22 protein-coding genes are annotated in these 20994 nt (G+C 41.6%); 17 read left to right on the top strand and 5 right to left on the bottom strand.

The genetic code is table 11. The features are described from left to right. Nucleotides 1-83: 83 nt before the first annotated feature. The 12 genes from DXB54_RS07155 (at nt 84) to DXB54_RS07100 (ending at nt 10671) form a co-directional block, all read left to right on the top strand. Entirely contained in the window at nt 84-629 is a 546-nt protein-coding gene (locus DXB54_RS07155) for an alpha/beta hydrolase (RefSeq protein ID WP_118694709.1), read from the top strand. Nucleotides 630-703: 74 nt separating this feature from the next. Then, nucleotides 704-1633, top strand: a complete 930-nt coding sequence (gene nudC / locus DXB54_RS07150) for an NAD(+) diphosphatase (RefSeq protein ID WP_118694708.1) — start codon at nt 704-706, stop codon at nt 1631-1633. Between the two features lie 703 nt (nt 1634-2336). After that, nucleotides 2337-2696, top strand: coding sequence for a NusG domain II-containing protein (locus DXB54_RS07145; protein ID WP_118694707.1), 360 nt, complete (start codon nt 2337-2339; stop codon nt 2694-2696). A 292-nt stretch (nt 2697-2988) separates the two neighbouring features. Next, nucleotides 2989-3579 (top strand): Gx transporter family protein, encoded by a 591-nt coding sequence (locus DXB54_RS07140; RefSeq protein ID WP_243104771.1) that lies wholly within the window; start codon nt 2989-2991, stop codon nt 3577-3579. Between the two features lie 267 nt (nt 3580-3846). Then, nucleotides 3847-5172: an electron transport complex subunit RsxC gene (gene rsxC, locus DXB54_RS07135; RefSeq protein ID WP_118694705.1), complete on the top strand. Its 1326-nt coding sequence runs from the start codon at nt 3847-3849 to the stop codon at nt 5170-5172. Between the two features lie 12 nt (nt 5173-5184). Continuing rightward, nucleotides 5185-6768: an RnfABCDGE type electron transport complex subunit D gene (locus DXB54_RS12390; RefSeq protein ID WP_118694704.1), complete on the top strand. Its 1584-nt coding sequence runs from the start codon at nt 5185-5187 to the stop codon at nt 6766-6768. Further along, nucleotides 6768-7673 carry an electron transport complex subunit RsxE gene (rsxE, locus tag DXB54_RS07125; protein ID WP_118694703.1) on the top strand — a complete coding sequence of 302 codons (906 nt, stop codon included), beginning with the start codon at nt 6768-6770 and terminating at the stop codon, nt 7671-7673. Before DXB54_RS12390 ends, rsxE begins: the two co-directional genes overlap by 1 nt. Then, complete coding sequence (locus DXB54_RS07120; protein ID WP_118694702.1) at nt 7670-8245, top strand: electron transport complex protein RnfA; 576 nt, start codon at nt 7670-7672, stop codon at nt 8243-8245. Before rsxE ends, DXB54_RS07120 begins: the two co-directional genes overlap by 4 nt. Before the next feature lie 11 nt (nt 8246-8256). Then, nucleotides 8257-9057 (top strand): RnfABCDGE type electron transport complex subunit B, encoded by an 801-nt coding sequence (locus DXB54_RS07115; protein WP_021937928.1) that lies wholly within the window; start codon nt 8257-8259, stop codon nt 9055-9057. 183 nt (nt 9058-9240) lie between these two features. Continuing rightward, nucleotides 9241-9480: a YlmC/YmxH family sporulation protein gene (locus DXB54_RS07110; protein ID WP_330426366.1), complete on the top strand. Its 240-nt coding sequence runs from the start codon at nt 9241-9243 to the stop codon at nt 9478-9480. A gap of 14 nt (nt 9481-9494) precedes the next feature. Then, nucleotides 9495-9947, top strand: coding sequence for a transcriptional regulator NrdR (gene nrdR, locus DXB54_RS07105; protein ID WP_118694701.1), 453 nt, complete (start codon nt 9495-9497; stop codon nt 9945-9947). 100 nt (nt 9948-10047) lie between these two features. After that, nucleotides 10048-10671, top strand: coding sequence for a YigZ family protein (locus DXB54_RS07100; protein WP_118694700.1), 624 nt, complete (start codon nt 10048-10050; stop codon nt 10669-10671). A 10-nt stretch (nt 10672-10681) separates the two neighbouring features. On the opposite strand, the gene DXB54_RS07095 is transcribed toward DXB54_RS07100, so the two are convergent. From DXB54_RS07095 to DXB54_RS07080, 4 genes are all read right to left on the bottom strand, one after another. Next, nucleotides 10682-11671, bottom strand: coding sequence for an ABC transporter permease (locus DXB54_RS07095; protein WP_158578203.1), 990 nt, complete (start codon nt 11669-11671; stop codon nt 10682-10684). 93 nt (nt 11672-11764) lie between these two features. Continuing rightward, nucleotides 11765-12883: an ABC transporter permease gene (locus DXB54_RS07090; protein ID WP_118694698.1), complete on the bottom strand. Its 1119-nt coding sequence runs from the start codon at nt 12881-12883 to the stop codon at nt 11765-11767. 7 nt (nt 12884-12890) lie between these two features. After that, nucleotides 12891-13559 carry an ATP-binding cassette domain-containing protein gene (locus DXB54_RS07085; protein ID WP_118694697.1) on the bottom strand — a complete coding sequence of 223 codons (669 nt, stop codon included), beginning with the start codon at nt 13557-13559 and terminating at the stop codon, nt 12891-12893. Nucleotides 13560-13742: 183 nt separating this feature from the next. Further along, nucleotides 13743-14009: a hypothetical protein gene (locus DXB54_RS07080; RefSeq protein ID WP_021937935.1), complete on the bottom strand. Its 267-nt coding sequence runs from the start codon at nt 14007-14009 to the stop codon at nt 13743-13745. Nucleotides 14010-14242: 233 nt separating this feature from the next. Between DXB54_RS07080 and DXB54_RS07075 the strand changes: the two genes are divergently transcribed. From DXB54_RS07075 to yajC, 3 genes are all read left to right on the top strand, one after another. Further along, a complete protein-coding gene (locus DXB54_RS07075) occupies nt 14243-16057 on the top strand; it encodes a S1C family serine protease (protein WP_158578202.1) in 1815 nt (604 codons plus the stop codon). Between the two features lie 188 nt (nt 16058-16245). Then, nucleotides 16246-17388 (top strand): tRNA guanosine(34) transglycosylase Tgt, encoded by a 1143-nt coding sequence (tgt, locus tag DXB54_RS07070; protein WP_021937937.1) that lies wholly within the window; start codon nt 16246-16248, stop codon nt 17386-17388. Nucleotides 17389-17460: 72 nt separating this feature from the next. Next, nucleotides 17461-17808, top strand: coding sequence for a preprotein translocase subunit YajC (gene yajC / locus DXB54_RS07065; protein ID WP_021937938.1), 348 nt, complete (start codon nt 17461-17463; stop codon nt 17806-17808). 111 nt (nt 17809-17919) lie between these two features. On the opposite strand, the gene DXB54_RS07060 is transcribed toward yajC, so the two are convergent. Beyond that, entirely contained in the window at nt 17920-18786 is an 867-nt protein-coding gene (locus tag DXB54_RS07060; RefSeq protein ID WP_118694695.1) for a PHP domain-containing protein, read from the bottom strand. Between the two features lie 396 nt (nt 18787-19182). Here DXB54_RS07060 and DXB54_RS07055 point away from each other — a divergent pair, with 396 nt between their 5' ends. Beyond that, nucleotides 19183-19875 (top strand): iron-sulfur cluster assembly scaffold protein, encoded by a 693-nt coding sequence (locus DXB54_RS07055; protein WP_021937940.1) that lies wholly within the window; start codon nt 19183-19185, stop codon nt 19873-19875. Nucleotides 19876-19896: 21 nt separating this feature from the next. Next, nucleotides 19897-20907: a GGGtGRT protein gene (locus DXB54_RS07050; protein WP_118694694.1), complete on the top strand. Its 1011-nt coding sequence runs from the start codon at nt 19897-19899 to the stop codon at nt 20905-20907. The last annotated feature ends 87 nt before the right edge of the window (nt 20908-20994 follow it).

Below are 20994 nucleotides of genomic sequence, written 5' to 3'. Positions count from 1 at the left end.
CTATGTGTTGAAAACACATATTGGAATGGCACAATCGACTTGCCGCCGAACAAATGTGATTGTGCCAGAGGAAGGGAAAAGTTATGAAGAAAATAGCAGTATTGTTTCCGGGAATAGGTTATCATGCAGACAAGCCTCTCTTATATTACAGTAAGAAGCTTGTCATGAATAAGGGATATAAGATTGCAGATGTGAAGTACGGTGTATTGCCTTCAGGAGTGAAAGGAAATCCGGAGAAAATGTTAGAAGCCTTTAAGCTTGCATTAAAATATGCCACAAAGCAGTTACAGGAAATTGATTTCAGATCATACGATGAGATTTTGTTTATTTCAAAAAGTGTCGGAACTGCCGTTGCTGCCGCTTTTGCAGATGAAAATCATATAAATGCGAGACATATTTATTTCACTCCGGTGCCTGAGTCATTTGCATATATTAAACAGCCGGGAATAGTATTTCATGGAACTGCTGATCCGTGGGCAGATACGGAGCTTATAAAGACAGAGTGCAGGAAGAGAAATTTGCCATTATATATAACAGAAAATGCTAATCATTCCATGGAGACCGGAGATGTAGTAAATGATCTTCTGATCATGAAAGGGATAATTGAAAATGTCTCAAGTTTTCTTTGAAAACTTGAGATGTAGCGTCAGCCCTTTGTCTTTTTTGATGGCTTGGCATATGTGTAATTTAGGAGGCAGTGCATATGATACAGGATATTTATCCTCATAAACTTAATAATCATTTTGATCCGGAGGTACATGCCGGGAACGAAGATATTCTGTTGTGCATAACAGAGGGGAAGATATTGGTTCAGGAGTGCCGCTTTGAAGACAATGAGATTGTATTTCCAAGGGTGAAGGATGTCAGTGAAATTGTATTTCCGGGAGTAAAGGATGTCAACAAGGTCGCATTTCCCAAGGTGAAGGATGGTGCAGATAGTTGTATGAAAAGTGAAGGGGAAAAACTGCGTTATCTCTTTTCCATAGATGAAACAAAGTATTTTCTTCTTGATACCATGCTTGAATCGGGAGAAATTCCGGCAGGATATGCATACGTTGATGAGAGGAGCCTGAGGAAAGAAGGAATTGGACCGGACGATCATTTATTTGCAGCTATTACAGGCAAGCATCTGGCAGACTGGTATCGGGACACAAGGTTCTGTGGAAGGTGCGGGCATAGAATGATACATTCAAAAAAAGAGAGAGCCATGGTCTGTGAGGCGTGTCATTATACTGCATATCCAAGGATCATGCCGGCAGTGATCGTGGGCGTTACTAACGGCGATAAGCTGTTGATCACCAGATACCGTACAGGTTTCAGGTATAATGCCCTTGTTGCCGGATTTACTGAGATCGGTGAGACAATGGAGGAAACTGTCCAGCGTGAGGTGATGGAAGAAGCAGGCGTCCGGGTGAAGAATATAAGATATTACAAGTCTCAGCCATGGGGCTCTGCAAATGATATCCTCCTTGGATTTTACTGTGATGTTGACGGAGATGACAGGATTTACATGGATTCCGAAGAGCTTAAATATGCGGAATGGGTGCACAGAAAGGACATTGTCCTTCAACCGGGAGAGTTCAGCCTGACAAATGAGATGATGAAGCGTTTCAAAGAGGGAAAAGAAATTTGATTTGGCAGGAGAAAATGCCTGCTCCGACGGGTATATCTCTTGCTATGACCTAAAAGTTAAAATTCGAGGAAAGAGTCAAGGAAAAACGCAAGAGGAAATGACCTGAAAGTTAAAATCCTTAAAATAGGTCATAAATAATAGTGGGAAATAATGACTTGAATTTAGAATACTGGAAAATGGGTCAAGAAAAAAAGCGAAAAGAAATGACCTGAAAGTTAAAATCCTTAAAATAGGTCATAAATAATAGTGGGAAATAATGACTTGAATTTAGAATACTGGAAAATGGGTCAAGAAAAAAAGCGAAAAGAAATGACCTGAAAGTTAAAATCCTTAAAATAGGTCATAAATAATAGTGGGAAATAATGACTTGAATTTAGAATACTGGAAAATGGGTCAAGAAAAAAAGCGAAAAGAAATGACCTGAAAGTTAAAATCCTTAAAATAGGTCATAAATAATAGTGGAAAATAATGACTTGAATTTAGAATACTGGAAAATGAGTCAAGAAAGGTAAAGAAATTCCGTGACCTGAATTTCAATATTTTGAGAACAAGTCAATAACGTTCATAAGGCAAAGGAATTTTTTACGTCAGGTAATGCACAAATACAAATGCACAAATACAAATATAAACATAATAGAAATTCATGTGTCCGGAAAATATAACAAAGAGAATCACATATAGCAGGAAATGGTAAATAAAGGAAATGGTAATTAAAAGAGATTTTATACTGGCGGCGACGATGCTTGTTATAGGAATAATTGCATATCTGTGTATGAAGTTTCTGCCTGAAAACGGTAGTGAGGTTAAGGTGTATGTGGACGGAAAGGAAACTGCCACATATAGTCTTAAGGATGACGGAATTTATTCCATCAATGGTAAGAATGGAAATAATACTCTTGTGATCAAAGGTGGAGAAGCCATGATGAAGGACGCGGATTGCCCTGATCGTTTATGTGTGAAACAGGGAAGTATAAGCAAGAACGGCGAGTCTATTGTATGCCTGCCACACAAGGTCATCGTGACAGTGACCGGAGGAGATGGGGCTGACTATGATATCAGGTAAGCCGATTAGAAGCTGACTATGCTATTGAGTAAAAACGTCTTAAACAGGATAGTATAAATTAAACAAGAATTATTAGAATTGGAAAAACAAATAAGATAAACAAGAATTATCAGAATTGGAAAAACAAATAAGATAAACAAGAATTATCAGAATTGGAAGAACAAATAAGATAAACAAGAATTATCAGAATGGAAAAAACAAATAAGATAAAAAAGAAATAAGACGAAGAAGAAAATTGACAGGACAATAAAAACATACTATGAGCAAATCCAATAAATCAACAAAAAGGCAAGTGAAAAAACAAGCAAAAAAAGAGCCATCAAAAAACAATATCAAAAATAGGAAAAATATCAAAAACAGCAAAGACTCAAAGACTTCAGCTACATCCCATTCATCAGCTAAAAACGTAGCTGTAACAGGAGTGTTTATTGCCCTTGCTATGGTATTTTCATATATTGAGACCTTTATACCGATAAACGTAGGTGTGCCTGGAGTGAAGCTGGGACTGGCAAACATAGTTACCATAGTGGTACTTCACAAGCTTGGTGTGGGAAGAGCAGTGCTGGTATCCCTTATAAGGATAGTGCTGTCAGCCATGTTGTTCGGGAATATAACAGTAATGCTGTACAGTCTTGCGGGTGCTATGGTAAGTCTGTTGGTTATGACATTGTTATGTAAACTAAAATTCTTCTCTATTGCAGGCGTAAGTATAGCAGGAGGTGTGGCTCACAATATGGGACAGCTGGTTCTTGCAATGATTATGCTGGCTGATCAGCATGTGCTTTATTATGCCCCGGTCCTTATCATATCAGGAACCATAGCTGGTATCGTTACAGGTATCCTGGCAGTTGCCATTACCTACAGAGTAAATATTGACAAATAAAATTTCTCTCACAGACCAGATTCTGACAGACATATACCAATTAATCAACATATAGCATTTGATCAACACTTCTATCAAAATTTTCCACTATATTTTGGTTGTTTTTAAGCCCCTAAAGTATTATTATAAAGGGTGTGTTTGTGATTATTTTTATCAATATTTTTGCGGATATCTTTACGGATATTTTTACGGATATTTTTACCGCTGTTTCATGTTGGTAGAAGGGGTAGTCACAGACATACAAATAACCAGGAAAGAGGTAGATCAATGGGCAAATTAACATTCCCAGGTGGTATCCATCCCAATGAAGGAAAAAAGTTGACCATGGACAAGCCCGTAGTGGAATATCTCCCAAAGGGAGATTGCGTATATCCATTAAGTCAGCATATAGGTGCTCCTGCTGTGCCAATCGTAAAAAAAGGTGACAGAGTACTGGCAGGACAGAAGATAGCAGAAGCCGCAGGCTTCGTTTCAGCCAATATCCATGCGTCAATTTCAGGAACCGTTAAGGTGATTGAGCCACGTATGACATCAAGTGGCAGTAAGGTTAATTCCATAGTTATTGAAAATGATGGCCTGTTCGAGTCTGTAGATTATTCACAGAACAAGATGGAGCTTGAAACATTGTACAGGGATGATGTGAGAAATATCATCAAGGAGGCAGGTATTGTCGGTATGGGTGGTGCTGGCTTCCCTGCAAATGTCAAGCTTACTCCTAAGAACGAGGACGAGATTGATTACATAATCGTCAACGGAGCTGAGTGTGAGCCGTATCTTACTTCCGATTACAGAAGAATGATTGAGGAGCCGGAGAAGCTGATCCATGGACTTGAAATCTGTATAAATCTCTTTGATAATGCCAAGGGTATCATAGCCATAGAGGATAACAAGCATGAGGCTATCAAGCTTTTAAGAGAGCTTACCAAGGACAACGATAAGATAACAATCAATGAATTAAAGACAAAGTATCCTCAGGGAGCTGAGCGACAGCTCATATATGCAAATACCGGAAGGTATGTCAATTCAAAAATGCTTCCTGCCGATGCCGGCTGTATAGTACATAATGTAGATACAGTAGTGGCAATATATGAGGCAGTTGTTGAAGGCAAGCCTCTTATATCAAGGATAGTTACAGTTACCGGTGATGCCATAAAGGAGCCTTGCAACCTACTTGTAAGAACAGGAACCAACTGTCAGGAGCTTATAGAGGCAGCAGGCGGTTTCAAGGATGATAAGATGCCGGAGAAAATCATAGCCGGCGGCCCTATGATGGGTAAGGCATTGTACACATTGGATATCCCATCAGTCAAGGGACTTTCAGCTTTGTTATGCATGACCCATGATGAAGTTACAAAGTACGAGCCGTCCAACTGTATCAGATGCGGACGCTGCGTATCCGTATGTCCGGGACGAGTGGTTCCATCACTTCTGGCAAAGTACGCAGAGCATGGAAATATAGATGCATTCCTTGCAAATCACGGCATGGAATGTTGCGAATGTGGATGCTGTTCTTATATCTGTCCGGCGAAGAGACATCTGACCCAGACCATAGCAGGTACAAGAAAACAGATCCTGGCGTCAAAGAAAAAGTAGGAGGTGAAGACAGTGGAACAGACATTTAAGATATCATCATCTCCTCACGTAAGAGATGACGGAACGACTACAGGTCTGATGGCAGATGTTATCATCGCATTAATGCCTGCAACCATATTTGGAATATACAATTTTGGATATCATGCACTGTTTTTGGTGCTCACCTGTATAGTTTCCTGCGTTTTATTTGAGTGGGGCTGTCAGGTTTTATTTAAGAGAAAGGTGACAGTCAAGGACTGCAGTGCCATTGTAACAGGACTTCTTCTTGCCCTTAACCTTTCACCGGATGTGCCTGTATGGATGGCAATCCTTGGAAGTGCATTTGCAATAGTAATAGTAAAGCAGTTGTTCGGCGGCCTTGGACAGAACTTCATGAACCCTGCCCTGGGTGCCAGATGTTTCCTGCTTATTTCATTTGCAGGACAGATGACAAGCTTCACATACGATGGTGTGACAACAGCAACACCACTTGCAGAGCTTAAGGCAAATGGCGTAAGTGCCATAAATCTTCTTGATATGTTCAAGGGCACAATACCGGGAACCATCGGTGAGACCTCGGTTATATGTATCCTTGTGGGCGGTATCTACCTTATCGTCAAGAGAGTTATCAGCCCTATCATACCGCTTATGTACATAGGAACATTTGCAGTGCTCATATCAGTATACAGTGCGGCAAATGGCGGCTTCGACCCAACATATCTTGCAGCTCACCTGTGTGGCGGCGGACTTATGTTAGGTGCATTCTTCATGGCAACAGACTATGTTACATCCCCTATAACAAAGGGGGGCAAATATATATTCGGTGCACTCCTTGGACTTCTGACCTTCCTTTTCAGAATATTCGGAGGTTCAGCAGAGGGAGTATCATATTCAATTATATTTGCAAATCTTCTTGTGCCTCTTATTGAGAAGGTTACAATGCCTAAGTCCTTCGGACAGGGAGCAGAGCTTCTCAAGGCAGAGGGCTCACAGGCGGGCAGCAGCAAGCGTGTTGATAAGAAGTCTATTGCCATTGCAGTTGCTGCGATACTTATAATCACCTGTGTGGCAGGATTTGCCCTTGGATATGTATATGACATTACAAAGGAGCCTATAGCACAGGCAGAGCAGAATGCCAAGGAAGAGGCATACAAGGCAGTATTTAACGGTGCCGATTCATTTGAAGAGTATGACTGCTCCGATGCGGCAGATGTGTTAAAAGCAGCAGGCTTTGACAGTGATGTAATAGATGAGGCGGTAGCAGCTAAGGATTCATCCGGTGAGACAGTGGGTTATGTATTCCTTGTAACATCAAATGAAGCTTACGGCGGAAGCCTCCAGCTTGCCATGGGTATCACAACGGACGGAACCGTAAACGGTATCTCGTTCCTTTCACTTTCCGAGACAGCAGGTCTTGGTATGGAGGCTGACAAGGATACATTTAAGGAGCAGTTCGCAGGCAAGAAGGTGGACGAGTTCAAGTATACCAAGTCAGGTGCCGCAGCAGACAATGAGATAGACGCCTTGAGTGGTGCCACTATAACTACCAATGCCGTAACCAATGCCGTTAATTCCGGTATAAGTTACTTTAAGAGCATAGAAGGAGGTAACAACTAATGGGTAAATGTACGGAACGCTTATACAATGGTATTGTTAAAGAAAACCCTACATTTGTACAGATGCTTGGTATGTGTCCTACACTTGCGGTTACTTCTTCAGCAATAAACGGTGCAGGAATGGGTCTTACAACGACCTGTATCCTGGTGCTTTCAAATGTGGCGATATCATTACTCAGAAAGGTTATCCCGGACAAGGTCAGGATACCTGCCTATATCGTAATAATCGCATCATTCGTTACAGTTATACAGTTTCTTCTTCAGGCATTCATACCATCACTGAACGACAGTCTTGGTATCTACATTCCGCTTATAGTTGTAAACTGTATTATTCTCGGACGTGCAGAGAGCTATGCGTCAAAGAATAAGGTTATGCCATCACTCTTTGATGGTCTTGGAATGGGACTTGGATTTACAATAGGCCTTACTGTTATAGGTGCTTTCAGAGAACTTATCGGTAAGGGCTGTGTATTTAACTATCAGATACTTGGTGACGGAAATCTTCTATCATCAAACAGCAACGGTGCATTAAAATCCATCGGTGATGTACTTGCATATTACAAGCCGATAACAATATTTGTCCTGGCACCGGGGGCATTCTTTGTACTTGCATTTCTTATAGCATTCTTAAATAAGAGAAATGCAAAAAAGGCAGCAAAGGCAGCAGCGGAGGGCAAGGATACATCAGAGTTCTGCAGACCTGAGGGTTGTGCAGGCTGTGCAAATGTATTGTGTGCCGGCAAGAAGGCAGCAGAGGCTCAGGCAGAGACAAAGCCTGTTGAACAGAAAACAGTGGCAAAACCTGTTGAGAAAAAGCCTGAGATTAATACAGAAGTAAAACCTGAGGTTAAGCCGGCCGAGAATAAGCCGGAAGCCAGGGAAACAGGAAAGGACGGTGAGGCATAATGGAGCTTTTACTTTTTGCTATTGGGGCAGCCCTTGTAAATAACGTAATACTCAGCCAGTTCCTGGGCTTATGTCCGTTCCTTGGAGTATCCAAGTCAGTTAAGACAGCCACAGGTATGGGTGGAGCGGTAATCTTTGTAATGACCATTGCCTCCTGTGTGACAAGCGGTATATATTACGGAATACTTGTGAAGCTTCATCTTGAATATCTCAATACCATAGTGTTCATTCTTGTTATTGCAGCACTTGTACAGTTGGTTGAGATGTTCCTTAAGAAGAAGGTTAAGCCTCTCTATGAGGCACTTGGTGTGTATCTTCCGCTGATCACAACAAACTGTGCAGTGCTTGGTATCGCACTTAACAATGTTCAGGCAGAATACAGTATCTTAAAGAGTACTATCAACGGATTTGGTTCTGCACTGGGATTCGCGATAGCAATCACAATACTTGCGGGAATAAGAGAGAAGATAGAGTACAGCGATATACCTGAGGCATTTAAGGGAACACCTATCGTGCTTCTTACATCAGGACTTATGGCTATCGCATTCTTCGGCTTCGCAGGAATGATGTAGGAGGTGTGGCTATGAATATTGAAGCAGTACTTATTGCAGTAGCGGTAGTTGGTGGTATAGGTATTCTCGTGGGCATACTCCTTGGTGTTGCCGGAGAGAAATTAAAGGTTGAGGTTGATCCTAAGGAGGTCGCCATAAGAGAGGCACTTCCGGGAAATAACTGCGGTGGATGTGGATATCCCGGCTGTGATGGTCTGGCAGCAGCTATTGCCAAGGGCGAAATGCCACCTTCAGCATGTCCTGTAGGCGGAGCGGCAGTGGCGGAAAAGATCAGTGCAGTGCTTGGGGTTGAGAACGTGGAGAATACCAGATATGTGGCATTTGTCAAGTGCGCAGGAGACTGTGAGAAGGCAAAGGATGTGTATGAGTATGTAGGACCTAAGGACTGCAGGCTGGCACAGAACAATCCTAACAACGGACCTAAGGGATGTACTTATGGATGTACAGGATTTGGTTCATGTAAAGCAGTGTGTGAATTTGATGCCATAGATATAGTGGACGGAATTGCAGTGATAAACAAGGACAAGTGTAAGGCATGTGGCAAATGTGTATCTGTCTGCCCTAGAAAGCTCATTGAGCTGGTTCCTTATGATGCCCCTTATCTTGTAAGATGTAATTCAAAGGAAAAGGGCAAGGAGGTTAAGGCGGTGTGCCAGACAGGCTGTATCGGTTGTACCCTGTGTGTGAGAAACTGTGAGATGAAGGCCATATCCTTTGACCAGAATCTTGCACATATTAATCCTGAGCTGTGTAACCATTGTGGTACATGTGCCTCAAAGTGTCCGGTTAAGATCATTACGAAGGATCACTAAAGGTCAGTATAAAAAGATCGGTATGAAAGATCATTATAAGAACTATGAATATCATTTGTGTCACCGTAATACAGTTGACGGTGGCATAAATGATAATATTATATGAGTAATTCATCAATTTCATGTGGAAGCATAGAATATATTATAATATAATTCATCTGGTGTCCTATGAGATTTTGTGAATTGAGAGAGAAGGAAGTTATTAACTGCAAGGATTGCAGGCGACTGGGTTATGTAACAGATATAGAATTTGATCCGTGTTCAGGTAAGATACTGGCTATCATTGTCCCAAATCAGAGCAAGAGCTTCTGGTGCTTTGGAGTGGCAGAGGAATATTACATAGATTTCTGTAATGTAGTCAGGATTGGACCGGACATAGTTCTGGTAGATGTGTGCCCCGAAATAGGAAGAGCAGAGGTATAAGGAGAAAAGAACATATGAAATGTCCATTTTGCAGCGTAGATAATACAAGAGTAATTGATTCAAGACCGGCAGATGACGGCGATTCTATCAGAAGAAGAAGACAGTGCGATGCTTGTGGAAGAAGATTTACAACCTATGAGAAGGTTGAGACGATTCCTCTTATTGTTATCAAGAAAGATAAGAACAGAGAAACCTACGACAGAAGAAAGATAGAGGCAGGGGTTATCAAATCCTGTCATAAGAGACCTGTTTCGGCAGAAGCGGTTACAAAGTGCATTGATGATATTGAAAATGAAATCTTCAACCTTGAAGTTAAGGAGGTTGACAGCACACAGATCGGTGAGATTGTTATGGATAAGATAAAGGATCTTGATCAGGTGGCATATGTAAGATTTGCTTCGGTGTACAGAGAGTTCAAGGACGTTAATACATTTATGGATGAGCTTACAAAATTGCTCAGCCAGTAAGACCGGTAAAAACAGCCATGATGTTTTGGGCACACTCAAGGCATTGTGGCTTTTAATTTTTAAAATATTGTAGATCAAATTTGCTTTGAAAGGAGGAATTATGGCAGACACTTTTTTTACCATAACTAATTCGGGGACAGATGAGATAGTAGAGAAAAAATCCAGATTTATCGGCTATGCGGAGCCTGTTGCTTCCGAGGAGGAAGCTCTTGCCTTTATTGAGAAGATAAGAAAGAAGCGTTATGACGCAAGGCATAACTGTTATGCATTTGCCATTGGAAATGAAAATACACTGCTCAGGTTTTCTGATGATGGGGAACCTTCGGGAACTGCGGGAAAGCCTATACTTGAAGTGATAACAGGCAATCAAGTGGTTGATATATGCATAGTTGTCACAAGGTATTTCGGTGGAACACTTCTGGGAACAGGTGGTCTCGTGAGAGCATATACGGAAGCCGCCAAGGTGGCGTTAAATGCTGCCGGTATCAAGAAGAAGTACAAAATAAAAGAAGTTGACATAACTACAAATTACAACGATTCAGGAAAGATATCATACCTGCTTAATAATGAGGATGTGATAATAGCCGGAACGGAGTACACTGAAAATGTGAGATTTACAGCGCTGATCCCTGTGGAAGCGGTGGACATGCTCACAAAAAAAATAACTGAAACCACTGCCGCAAGAGCAGAGATCTCAGTTAAGGATGAACGCTTTATAGTATAAGTATCATAACCTACATATAAGTTGGTGGGAACAGGTATGACAGAAGCCTGAACATTACATTCTTATCAGTCAGATCTATAAATATAGGTGAAAGCACCAGGGTACATGCCAGAATGATAGGAAGTACGGCGGTGAATACCCTGTAGCTTTTCACGAAAATCTCAAGCACCGAACAGAATATCATACATATGAGGATGTACAATAACATCTTGAGAAGAAGTGCAGGTGTGTTATCAAAGCCCTTAAATATTCCTATTGCAATAAAGCCTGACAAGGCAGCAGGCAGCAGATAAACCAGTACATTTACAACATAGAATTTAAGTTGACCGGACTTGTTAAGCTTTTTGTATATATTGTCATTTTCATCTTTTTTATAGGTCAGAAGTCCCATAAGTGAAGCGGTGAATATTACAAAGCCTGCGAATTTTTCAAAAGGAAATGTGAAATCCAACAGCCTGATGCTGGCAAATTCACCGGTATCATTTGCAGAGATTGAGAATATCTCGTCGCTGTTAAGTATCTCGGAATATGCAGTATCAAGGAGCTTCTCTGCGTCATCTGTATAATATGGGGAGGCAGAAGAGGACACCGACAGATAATGATCGATTATGGCACCATCATAAGCCTTTAACAGCTCTGACATGATAATCTCCATGGTTACGGTGTCGTAGGAGGTGTTGCTTGTTGTAAGGACATTTATCCTTGCAGACTTGTAATCCTCTATGAAGTTAGCCGAGAAATCCTTACCTATTACATATCCGCAATCATATCTTCCTGATTCCACAGCATTTCTCAATTCATCTGACGATCCTGCAAATTCAAATACAAAGGCGTCACTATGAGTGCCCATAAGCTTCTTAAAGCTGTCAAGCCACTGGTCTTCCTGTTCAATATATATGCCGGTGGTAATGCTGCTCTTCACGGACTTCTCCGGAAGCATACGGAAGGTGATGGCTATGACCGGCAGGATCAATAATATTATAAGATTTAATGGCTTCATGCACATTCTTTTAAAAAGTATCAAAAATTTCTTCATTTCTTGTCCTTAATATTAACCAGTTAAAATTGTTTTCGTTAGTGCCCCTTGTTTGCTTTAGCCGTACAGACATCTGCACAACATCTTGTGGAGAAGGTGGTATGGTGAGTATCCGCTGATATCCCCTGCGAATTCCGGCAGCAGATTTCGTGGAACCAGCAGCCCGCCTATATAAGCAAGGGCAATAAGGATACACAGATATAACAGCCCTGCGGCAGCCTGGCTTACAGGAAGCTTTCCTATTGCAAGGGTAAATAAGGAAACTGTAAGACACAGCAAAAGTCCATAGAGGAATATCCATGGTGTGAAGCTTATGTCCAGACCATCTGACAGCCGGGAGACTATAAAAAGTATTCCATACAGCAGAATGAATATTACATACAAGCCTGATGTCATGGCAATCATCTGGCTTACAGAGCATTTCACCCCACCGATACCATGGGATTTTAATTTTATGATATATGCCCGGTTGTTGTTTTTGATAAATGAAATATATATTATCCCAAGGAGGGACAGCAGTATAAGTATGCCGGACGCCAGATAATGCTCCGTTGGAGTATAGACTCCTGTGGCGTCTGCGTGTATCTCTGCAAATATATCTGTTCTGTTTAATACATAGTTTATTGTAAGCTCATTTATTTCCTGGAGCATGGCAGAATAAATCTCATCGGGCCATTCCATGCTCCGTGCCATCCTCTGGTAGGCGTATATGACTGCCTGGGAGGTTCCAAGCATTGATGAGGTAGATACAAATATATCCTTTAGCAGGTAGGTGGTAAGGGTCCCGTCCTGATTGTAGTAGACCTCTATGGGTTCATTTTCCCCGTTCATAATGCTTGACAGCACGTTGTCGGGAACCAGTATCAGAGCCTTTAATTCTCCGGATTCAACAGCTTTTATGCCGGAGGCTTTGTCCTGATATTTTATTATATTGGTGTAGCTGCTGTAGCTTTTCATGTCGGAGACCATGTTGTATGCCATGTTAGACATACTTGAATCTGCGGACATTACTATTCCTATGTCAACAGGCTCCTGTTTATCCTTGCTGTATAATAATTTTCCTGAGAGTACAGACAGACCGGATATTATGGCAGCAAGAAAAAAGGAGGCAATAAGCATTGGCACAAATAATGTCTTTATTCTTTTTAGGTCAGTTAAGATCAATCGTTTAAACATTTATTCCTTATATATCCTTTCCAAGGAGAAGACGCATGTAATCCTCCTCAAGAAGCCTGCTTCCTGAGCCTTGCACCACGGTCATAGTTCCGTTTCTCAGTATATTGACTGTAGTACAGATGTTGAGAGCCGCCGCTTCATGGGTGGCGATTATTATACTTCCGCCGGAATTTCTGTATTCTGTGAGATAGGACAGTATCCCATTCTTGCACAGCATGTCAAGAGCTGCCAGGGGTTCATCAAGGAGTAGGAGATCAGGGGCTTCCATCATAGTGATGGCAAGGCTGAGCCTCTTTCTCATACCGCCGGACATGTCCTTTACCTTTTTATGGAGGAATGCATTTACCCCAAGCTTCTCAAGGATGGAGACTGCATACTCAGAGGTAAGGACTTTATTGCCACCGGAGTGCCATAATTTAATATTGTCTATAGCGGATAATTCCGGAATAAGGGGATTGTCCTGTGGCAGAAAGCTTATCCTCTTACCGGATCCGGTGAAGCCGAAGCTTCCGGAGTCAGCCTTTATACATCCTGCCAGAATATTGAGAAGCGTGGACTTCCCTGATCCGTTTATGCCCAGAAGACCTACACAGCTTCCGGGTTCAACATTAAATGAAACCGATGAAAGAACCTTCTTTCTTCCAAAGGATTTAGAGATTTTTTTAATTTCAAACATTATTGTTTCCTTATGTTCATATATTTTGTTAATGCAAATGTGTGTGCTCTGGTTATGCACAGACATGCACTCTGTTTATGAGTATTGTATTGTATTGTATATACACACGTTCTGCTTATGAGTATTTTGCATGGATATACATGATTTTTTATAAGTGTATCTGACCTTTGTAGCCGGTGACTTTTATTCCTCGATCACATGAAAATCCAGATAATCGAAATCAATGGAATCGATAAAGTTATCAGAGGTAAATCTGGTCCTTGCGTAGCAGATGAAATCCTCCTGATTTTTCTTAAGCCATATAGGTACGGCAAGATCAAATTCGTAACACATATCTTCAAGTGCCTTATATACACGCTTGGTACGGGACATTTCGTAGTCATCTATCTCGATAACTGTGTCCTTTACCAGGCGGTTTTCCTTCATTATCTTTCCCCAGACTCTGAACATTATAGTATCCTCCCAAAGGGCTTAGTTTAAATTATGTATAGAAAATTATATATTAATTCATATTTATTAACAAGGTGGATATATGGGCAAATGACACATTTTTTAAACATTAAAAACACATTTGCGTCACATTTTCCGATTATATTATTACCTGTAAAGAGGAAATGACATAGATGATCAACTCGAGTAAATGATACAGACATTGATAATTAACTACAGAAAGGATGACATATATGGATAACAGTAATTCAAATGAACAGAACAACATGAACAGGAGCTTTGATGCGTTCGGTAGTGATACACCGGAGACAGAGAGCAGAAGAATGGAGGCAGATAAGCTTGAGTCAGGATCTGGAAGCACCGACAGAGCAGAGACCTCCCAGGAGACTAGATGCACACATACAGAAGAACAGGGCATGGACAATGTAAACAGCAAGTCTGCAGAAAACAGTGTGAATAATGGATACACACAGGCAGGCGATCTGGATACAGGAAGCAGATACAGCCGCAAAGAAAATCAGGGCATGGATAACAGCTATACACAGCAGATGAGTGGTGGCTATGGAACCACAGGTGCTCAGCACATGAACAGCGGCTATGGAAGCACAGGAACCCAGCGTATGAACAGCGGTTATGGAAATGCAGGTGCCCAGCACCTGTATAACGGCTACGGAACCATAGGCACACAACATATGAACAGCAGTTTCACATCAGCAGGAACTCAGCATATTAACAATTTCACATCTACAGAAAGTACAGGGTATAACGGCGGCAGCCAGACACCTCCTGTTAAGAATAAGAAGCATACAGAAAAGAAATCAGCAAAGAAAAATAATAATGGATTTGGAAGAAAGCTGGCATGGATGGCATGTGCAGGCGCAGTATTCGGGATCCTTGCAGGAGCTACATTCCAGGGAGTCAAGTATGGCTCAGATAAGTTATTTGCCAGGAACGGCGTGATAACAGAGAGCACTACTGCCGACACATCGGATACAGAAGCTTCTACGGATAATTCAGCAGATAATTCTACTATAACAAAGACATCAACCACAACAGATACAGTGTATGATGTTACAACAGTTTCAAAGAATGTAATGCCATCCATTGTTTCCATATCAGGAACATATATGAACACATACCAGAACTGGTTCAACACATATCAGCAGGAGACAGAGGGCGCAGGCTCAGGAATAATAATCAGCCAGGATGACAGTAATCTTTTGGTCCTTACTAACTATCATGTAGTTAAGAATTCCACGGCATTAAGCGTAGGCTTTGTTGATGGCGAGTCAGTGGAAGCAACAGTTAAGGGATATGATGAGGACAATGATGTGGCGGTTGTATCAGTACCCCTTGATCAGATCAAAGACAGCACAAAGAGCAGTATAAAGGCTATCACAATGGGTTCATCAGATAATCTTGAGGTTGGTTCACCTTGTGTTGCCATAGGTAATGCCCTTGGATATGGACAGTCAGTAACAGTAGGATATGTAAGTGCAATAGACAGAGAGATATCACTTTCAGACGGTTCAACAGTTAAGGTTATCCAGACAGACGCAGCCATCAATCCTGGTAATTCAGGTGGCGCCCTTGTAAATATGAAGGGTGAGCTTATCGGTATGAACACAGCTAAGTCAGTAGACAGCCAGGTAGAGGGCATGGGTTATGCACTTCCTATCTCAGATATCTCAGATATTATCCAGGATATCATCAAGAACGGTACAAATGCTTCAACAAGCACATCATCAAGTGCATACCTTGGAATTACAGCCCAGACAGTAACTGATGAGTACACAAAGGGCTTTGGAATGCCATCAGGTGTCAATATCACAGCAGTGTCTTCAGGCTCACCAGCAGAGAAGTGTGGTCTTCAGACAGGCGATATCATCTGTGAATTTAATGGTAAGACAGTAACAGATATCACAGAGCTTCAGAAGATGATCGCAAAGCTCCAGCCGGGAGATACAGTTAAGATCGGATACTACAGATACAACTCAGGAAATTATGAACAGATGAGTGTAGACGCAGTACTTGAAGCTAAGAACTAAACGTAAAAGATCATTGTATAGTGCAGTTAGATATATTGGTTTAAGCAGGAGCAGCGGATCCGAGGAGGTTTGCTGCTCCTAATGATGTCTGTTTTTATATATTAGGTGTTGCATTTAAGCGGTATTTGGTGCATTATATCATGTGGACAGTTTTTGTAACAGATGATTAAAGTAATAAGGAGTATTTGATGTATAAATATGAAATAGTTGCAAAATGCGGCAGAGCCAAAAGTGCCACATTTGAAACCGTTCATGGAACGGTGGAGACACCGGTGTTCATGAATGTAGGAACAGCGGCGGCTATAAAGGGTGCGGTTGCAACGACAGATCTTAAGGAAATAGGTTGTCAGATTGAGTTGTCGAACACTTACCATCTTCACGTAAGACCCGGCGATCAGGTTGTAAAGAAGATGGGCGGACTTCATAAGTTTATGTATTGGGACAGACCGATACTTACAGACTCGGGCGGATTTCAGGTATTCTCACTGGCGGGACTCAGAAAGATAAAGGAAGAGGGGGTAACCTTCAATTCCCATGTGGACGGAAGAAAGATCTTTATGGGACCGGAGGAGAGCATGCAGATCCAGTCAAACCTTGCGTCTACCATTGCAATGGCATTTGACGAGTGTGCACCGGCACTGGCAGACAGAAAGTATGTGGAGAATTCAGTGGCAAGAACAGCCAGATGGCTTGTGAGATGTAAGAATGAGATGAACAGACTCAATGGTCTTCCGGATACAATCAACAAGGAGCAGCTTTTATTTGGAATAAATCAGGGCGCCATATATGAGGATATAAGGATCGATCACGCAAAGCGTATAAGTGAGCTTGATCTTCCGGGATATGCAGTTGGAGGACTTGCGGTAGGTGAGACAGCGGAGCAGATGTATAATATCCTTGATGTAACAGTTCCGTATCTTCCTGAGAACAGACCTACATACCTTATGGGTGTAGGCACTCCTGTGAACATCCTCGAGGCTGTGGACAGAGGCGTGGATTTCTTTGATTGCGTATATCCATCAAGAAACGGACGTCATGCCCATGTATATACAAAGCATGGTAAGCTTAATCTTAAGAATGCAAAGTATGAAACAGATGACAGACCGATAGAAGAGGGATGTGGATGTCCTGCCTGTGCCCACTATAGCAGAGCATATATAAGACACCTCTTAAAGGCAAATGAAATGCTTGGTATGAGATTTTGTGTATTGCATAATTTGTATTTTTATAATAATATGATGAAAGAGATCAGACAGGCTATCAGGGAGAACAGGTATCCTGAATACAAGAAGTCCATGATAGAAAGTCTGACAAGTAATGAGAATGTTTAACATTACAAATTAAAAAGTGAGGCGCTCCATTGATTTGTGGACTGTGCCGAGTAACGAAAAAGGAGAATAATAATGAATTTATTAGCAGCAGTTTTATCCGGTAAACCACAGGGATCTACAACAAGCTCAGTTGTTATGCTTGTAATGTATATCGTGATCTTTGTTGGTATATTCTACTTTCTGATGATCAGACCTCAGAAGAAGCAGAAGAACAAGACAGAAGAAATGCACAAGGCTATGGAGCCTGGTGACAATATCATGACTACATGTGGTTTCTACGGAACAATCCTTGATATTCCTGATGACACAACTATCATTGTAGAGTTCGGTAACAATAAGAACTGTAGAATACCAATGCACAAGAATGCAGTTGCAGAGCTTGAGAAGCAGGGAACAGCAGTAGAGTCAGAAGATAAGTAATATTTCGTATAGACAGATAAACACAGCCATTGGATCATCCAAGGCTGTGTTTTATTTATTGTAATGATGTCTGTGACATCGTTACGTTGCAGCAACTCTTGCCGTAGGCAATTACAAATGGTTGCTGCTCCAGTTTTGATATACAGCTTCCGTAACACGAAGGCTTCCACGTCCACTGCCTATATCTATGTCGGGCTTGATATAACCGTGAAAATCAGAGCCGCCGGATACCAGAAGATCATAGTGGAGAGCAATCTCACGAAGACGTCCGCTGTCGTAGCCGTTATTTGATGAATGATACGCCTCTATGCCCTTAAGTCCCAGAGGGATAAGATATTCTATCAATTCTTCAATCTCCCTGTAACCGTATTTGTACAGCATAGGGTGGGCAAGAAAAGCACCCTTACTGTATTTCCTAAGAATTTTCATGGCATATTCGCAGGGAATTTCCTCTTTCTTTATATAACATTTGCAGCCTTCCCCAAGGTATTTCTTAAATGCCTGTTCCTTGTTCTTTACAATGCCTTCTTCAAGAAGAACCCTGGCAAAATGTGCCCTGGTAATGACTGAACCGGGATTGCCGTGGGCAAGCTTCTCCATGGTCATGTCAATACCCTGTGCCTGAAAGAGTTCACACATGGCAGTATTACGCTTGATACGATCATTTTTTATATCGTCAAGTATAGCGAGAAATTCAGGATTGGTATAGTCCACATAATATCCAAGGATGTGGATCTCCCTGTCCTTGTACATGGCGGAAAGCTCTATGCCCGGAATGAAATCCGGGAGAGTGTCAGCATGTTCGGTTCCGGTGGCTTCCTTCATATATGAAAGTGCCGGCAATATTCCGTCTACCGTGTCATGGTCTGTAATTGCAAATGCAGCAAGATCCTTTTCGATTACTTTCTGACATACCTCCTCCGGGGTACATGAACCATCAGAAGCGGTTGTGTGTATGTGCATGTCTATGTATTTCATATTGATTCCCCTTTTTTGAATATCAGTCTATTAAAAACCTGACTGTCAGGTGTCACCTTACCATTATTCTTGCCAGTGAGGCGATTGTTAATTATTTACTTAATTTTATCTTAACAGGTTGATAAGGTCAAATACCTTACCGATAAATATAGTTGATATAATTAAATCTATAACAAGAAGGCTTTAAATGAAATTGAAAATGCCTGTAATGACGTTTATTGATATGTGGATATCAACTATAAGGCGAATATGCAATTTTTTATTCCTTATTAATAACTTTTTTTCGGTTTGGTATAGACTAAATTGTCAATTTATGAGAAAATGTATCCAATGGTGTGGTTTTTAAGAATATCCATAACCTAATTAAGTAATTTATATTTCGAAAGGAGTTTCACAATGATTTACACTAAGGAAGTTGAAAACATGTGCCCTGTTGCTAAGGGTGCAAAGCATGAGCCAGCTCCTATTCCAGAAGAAGGAAAGTGGGTTTACTCAAAGAAGATTGAAGACATCTCCGGTTTTACACACGGCGTAGGCTGGTGTGCACCACAGCAGGGTGCCTGCAAGCTTTCACTTAACGTAAAAGATGGTATTATTGAGGAAGCATTGGTTGAGACTATTGGTTGTTCAGGTATGACACATTCAGCTGCTATGGCTGCTGAGGTTCTTCAGGGCAAGACAATTCTTGAAGCACTTAACACAGACCTTGTTTGTGATGCTATCAACACAGCTATGAGAGAGTTATTCCTCCAGATCGTATACGGACGTACACAGTCAGCATTCTCAGATGACGGACTTGCAGTTGGTGCAGGACTTGAGGATCTTGGTAAGGGTCTCCGTTCACAGGTTGGTACAATGTACGCAACAAAGGCTAAGGGTGTTCGTTACCTTGAGATGGCAGAGGGCTATGTAACAGGTATTGCACTTGACGCAGACAATGAGGTTATTGGATATCAGTTCGTTTCTCTTGGAAAGATGACTGATTTCATCAAGAAGGGTGATGACCCTAACACAGCTTGGGAGAAGGCAAAGGGTCAGTATGGCCGTGTTGCTGATGCCGTTAAGATCATTGACCCAAGACAGGAGTAATAGAAAGGAGAAACGAGAACAATGGCATTATTTGAATCATATGAAAGAAGAATAGACCAGATTAACGCTGTACTTAACAGCTATGGTATTGCTTCTATTGAAGAAGCTGAGAAGATTACAAAGGACGCTGGACTTGACGTTTACGAGCAGGTTAAGAAGATTCAGCCAATTTGTTTTGAGAACGCATGCTGGGCTTACACAGTAGGTGCAGCTATCGCTATTAAGAAGGGTTGCAGAAAGGCAGCAGACGCTGCAGCAGCTATCGGTGAGGGACTTCAGTCATTCTGTATTCCTGGATCAGTTGCTGATCATCGTAAGGTTGGTCTTGGACATGGTAACCTTGGTAAGATGTTACTTGAGGAAGAGACAGAGTGCTTCTGTTTCTTAGCAGGTCATGAGTCATTTGCGGCAGCTGAGGGTGCTATCGGTATCGCTGAGAAGGCTAACAAGGTTCGTCAGAAGCCTCTTAGAGTTATCCTTAACGGTCTTGGTAAGGACGCAGCTCAGATCATCTCAAGAATTAACGGATTCACATATGTTGAGACAAAGTATGACTACAAGGAAGCTAAGCTCAACGTAGTATATGAGAAGCCATATTCAAATGGTCTTCGTGCAACAGTTAAGTGCTACGGTGCTGACGATGTTCAGGAAGGTGTTGCTATAATGCACTACGAGAATGTTGGCGTATCTATCACAGGTAACTCAACAAACCCTACACGTTTCCAGCATCCGGTTGCAGGTACATACAAGAAGGAATGTATCGAGCAGGGTAAGAAGTACTTCTCAGTAGCATCAGGCGGTGGTACAGGACGTACACTTCATCCAGATAACATGGCTGCAGGTCCAGCTTCATATGGTATGACAGATACACTTGGACGTATGCACTCAGATGCACAGTTCGCTGGTTCATCATCAGTTCCTGCACACGTAGAAATGATGGGTCTTATCGGAATGGGTAACAACCCTATGGTTGGTGCTACAGTTGCAGTTGCAGTTTCTGTTGAGGAAGCAGCAAAGGCTGGTAAGTTCTAAATAAAAGGCTTGATTTTAAGCGGATCAGAGGGCTTTTAGAGAAATCTAAAGGCTCTCTTTTTTGTTATGTTTAGCTTTTAAATATCA

Source organism: Coprococcus sp. OM04-5BH (assembly GCF_003482105.1).
Taxonomy (GTDB): Bacteria; Bacillota; Clostridia; order Lachnospirales; family Lachnospiraceae; genus Coprococcus.
Note: the sequence above shows the minus strand (reverse complement) of the source record. Positions and strands in the feature narration are given on the sequence as shown.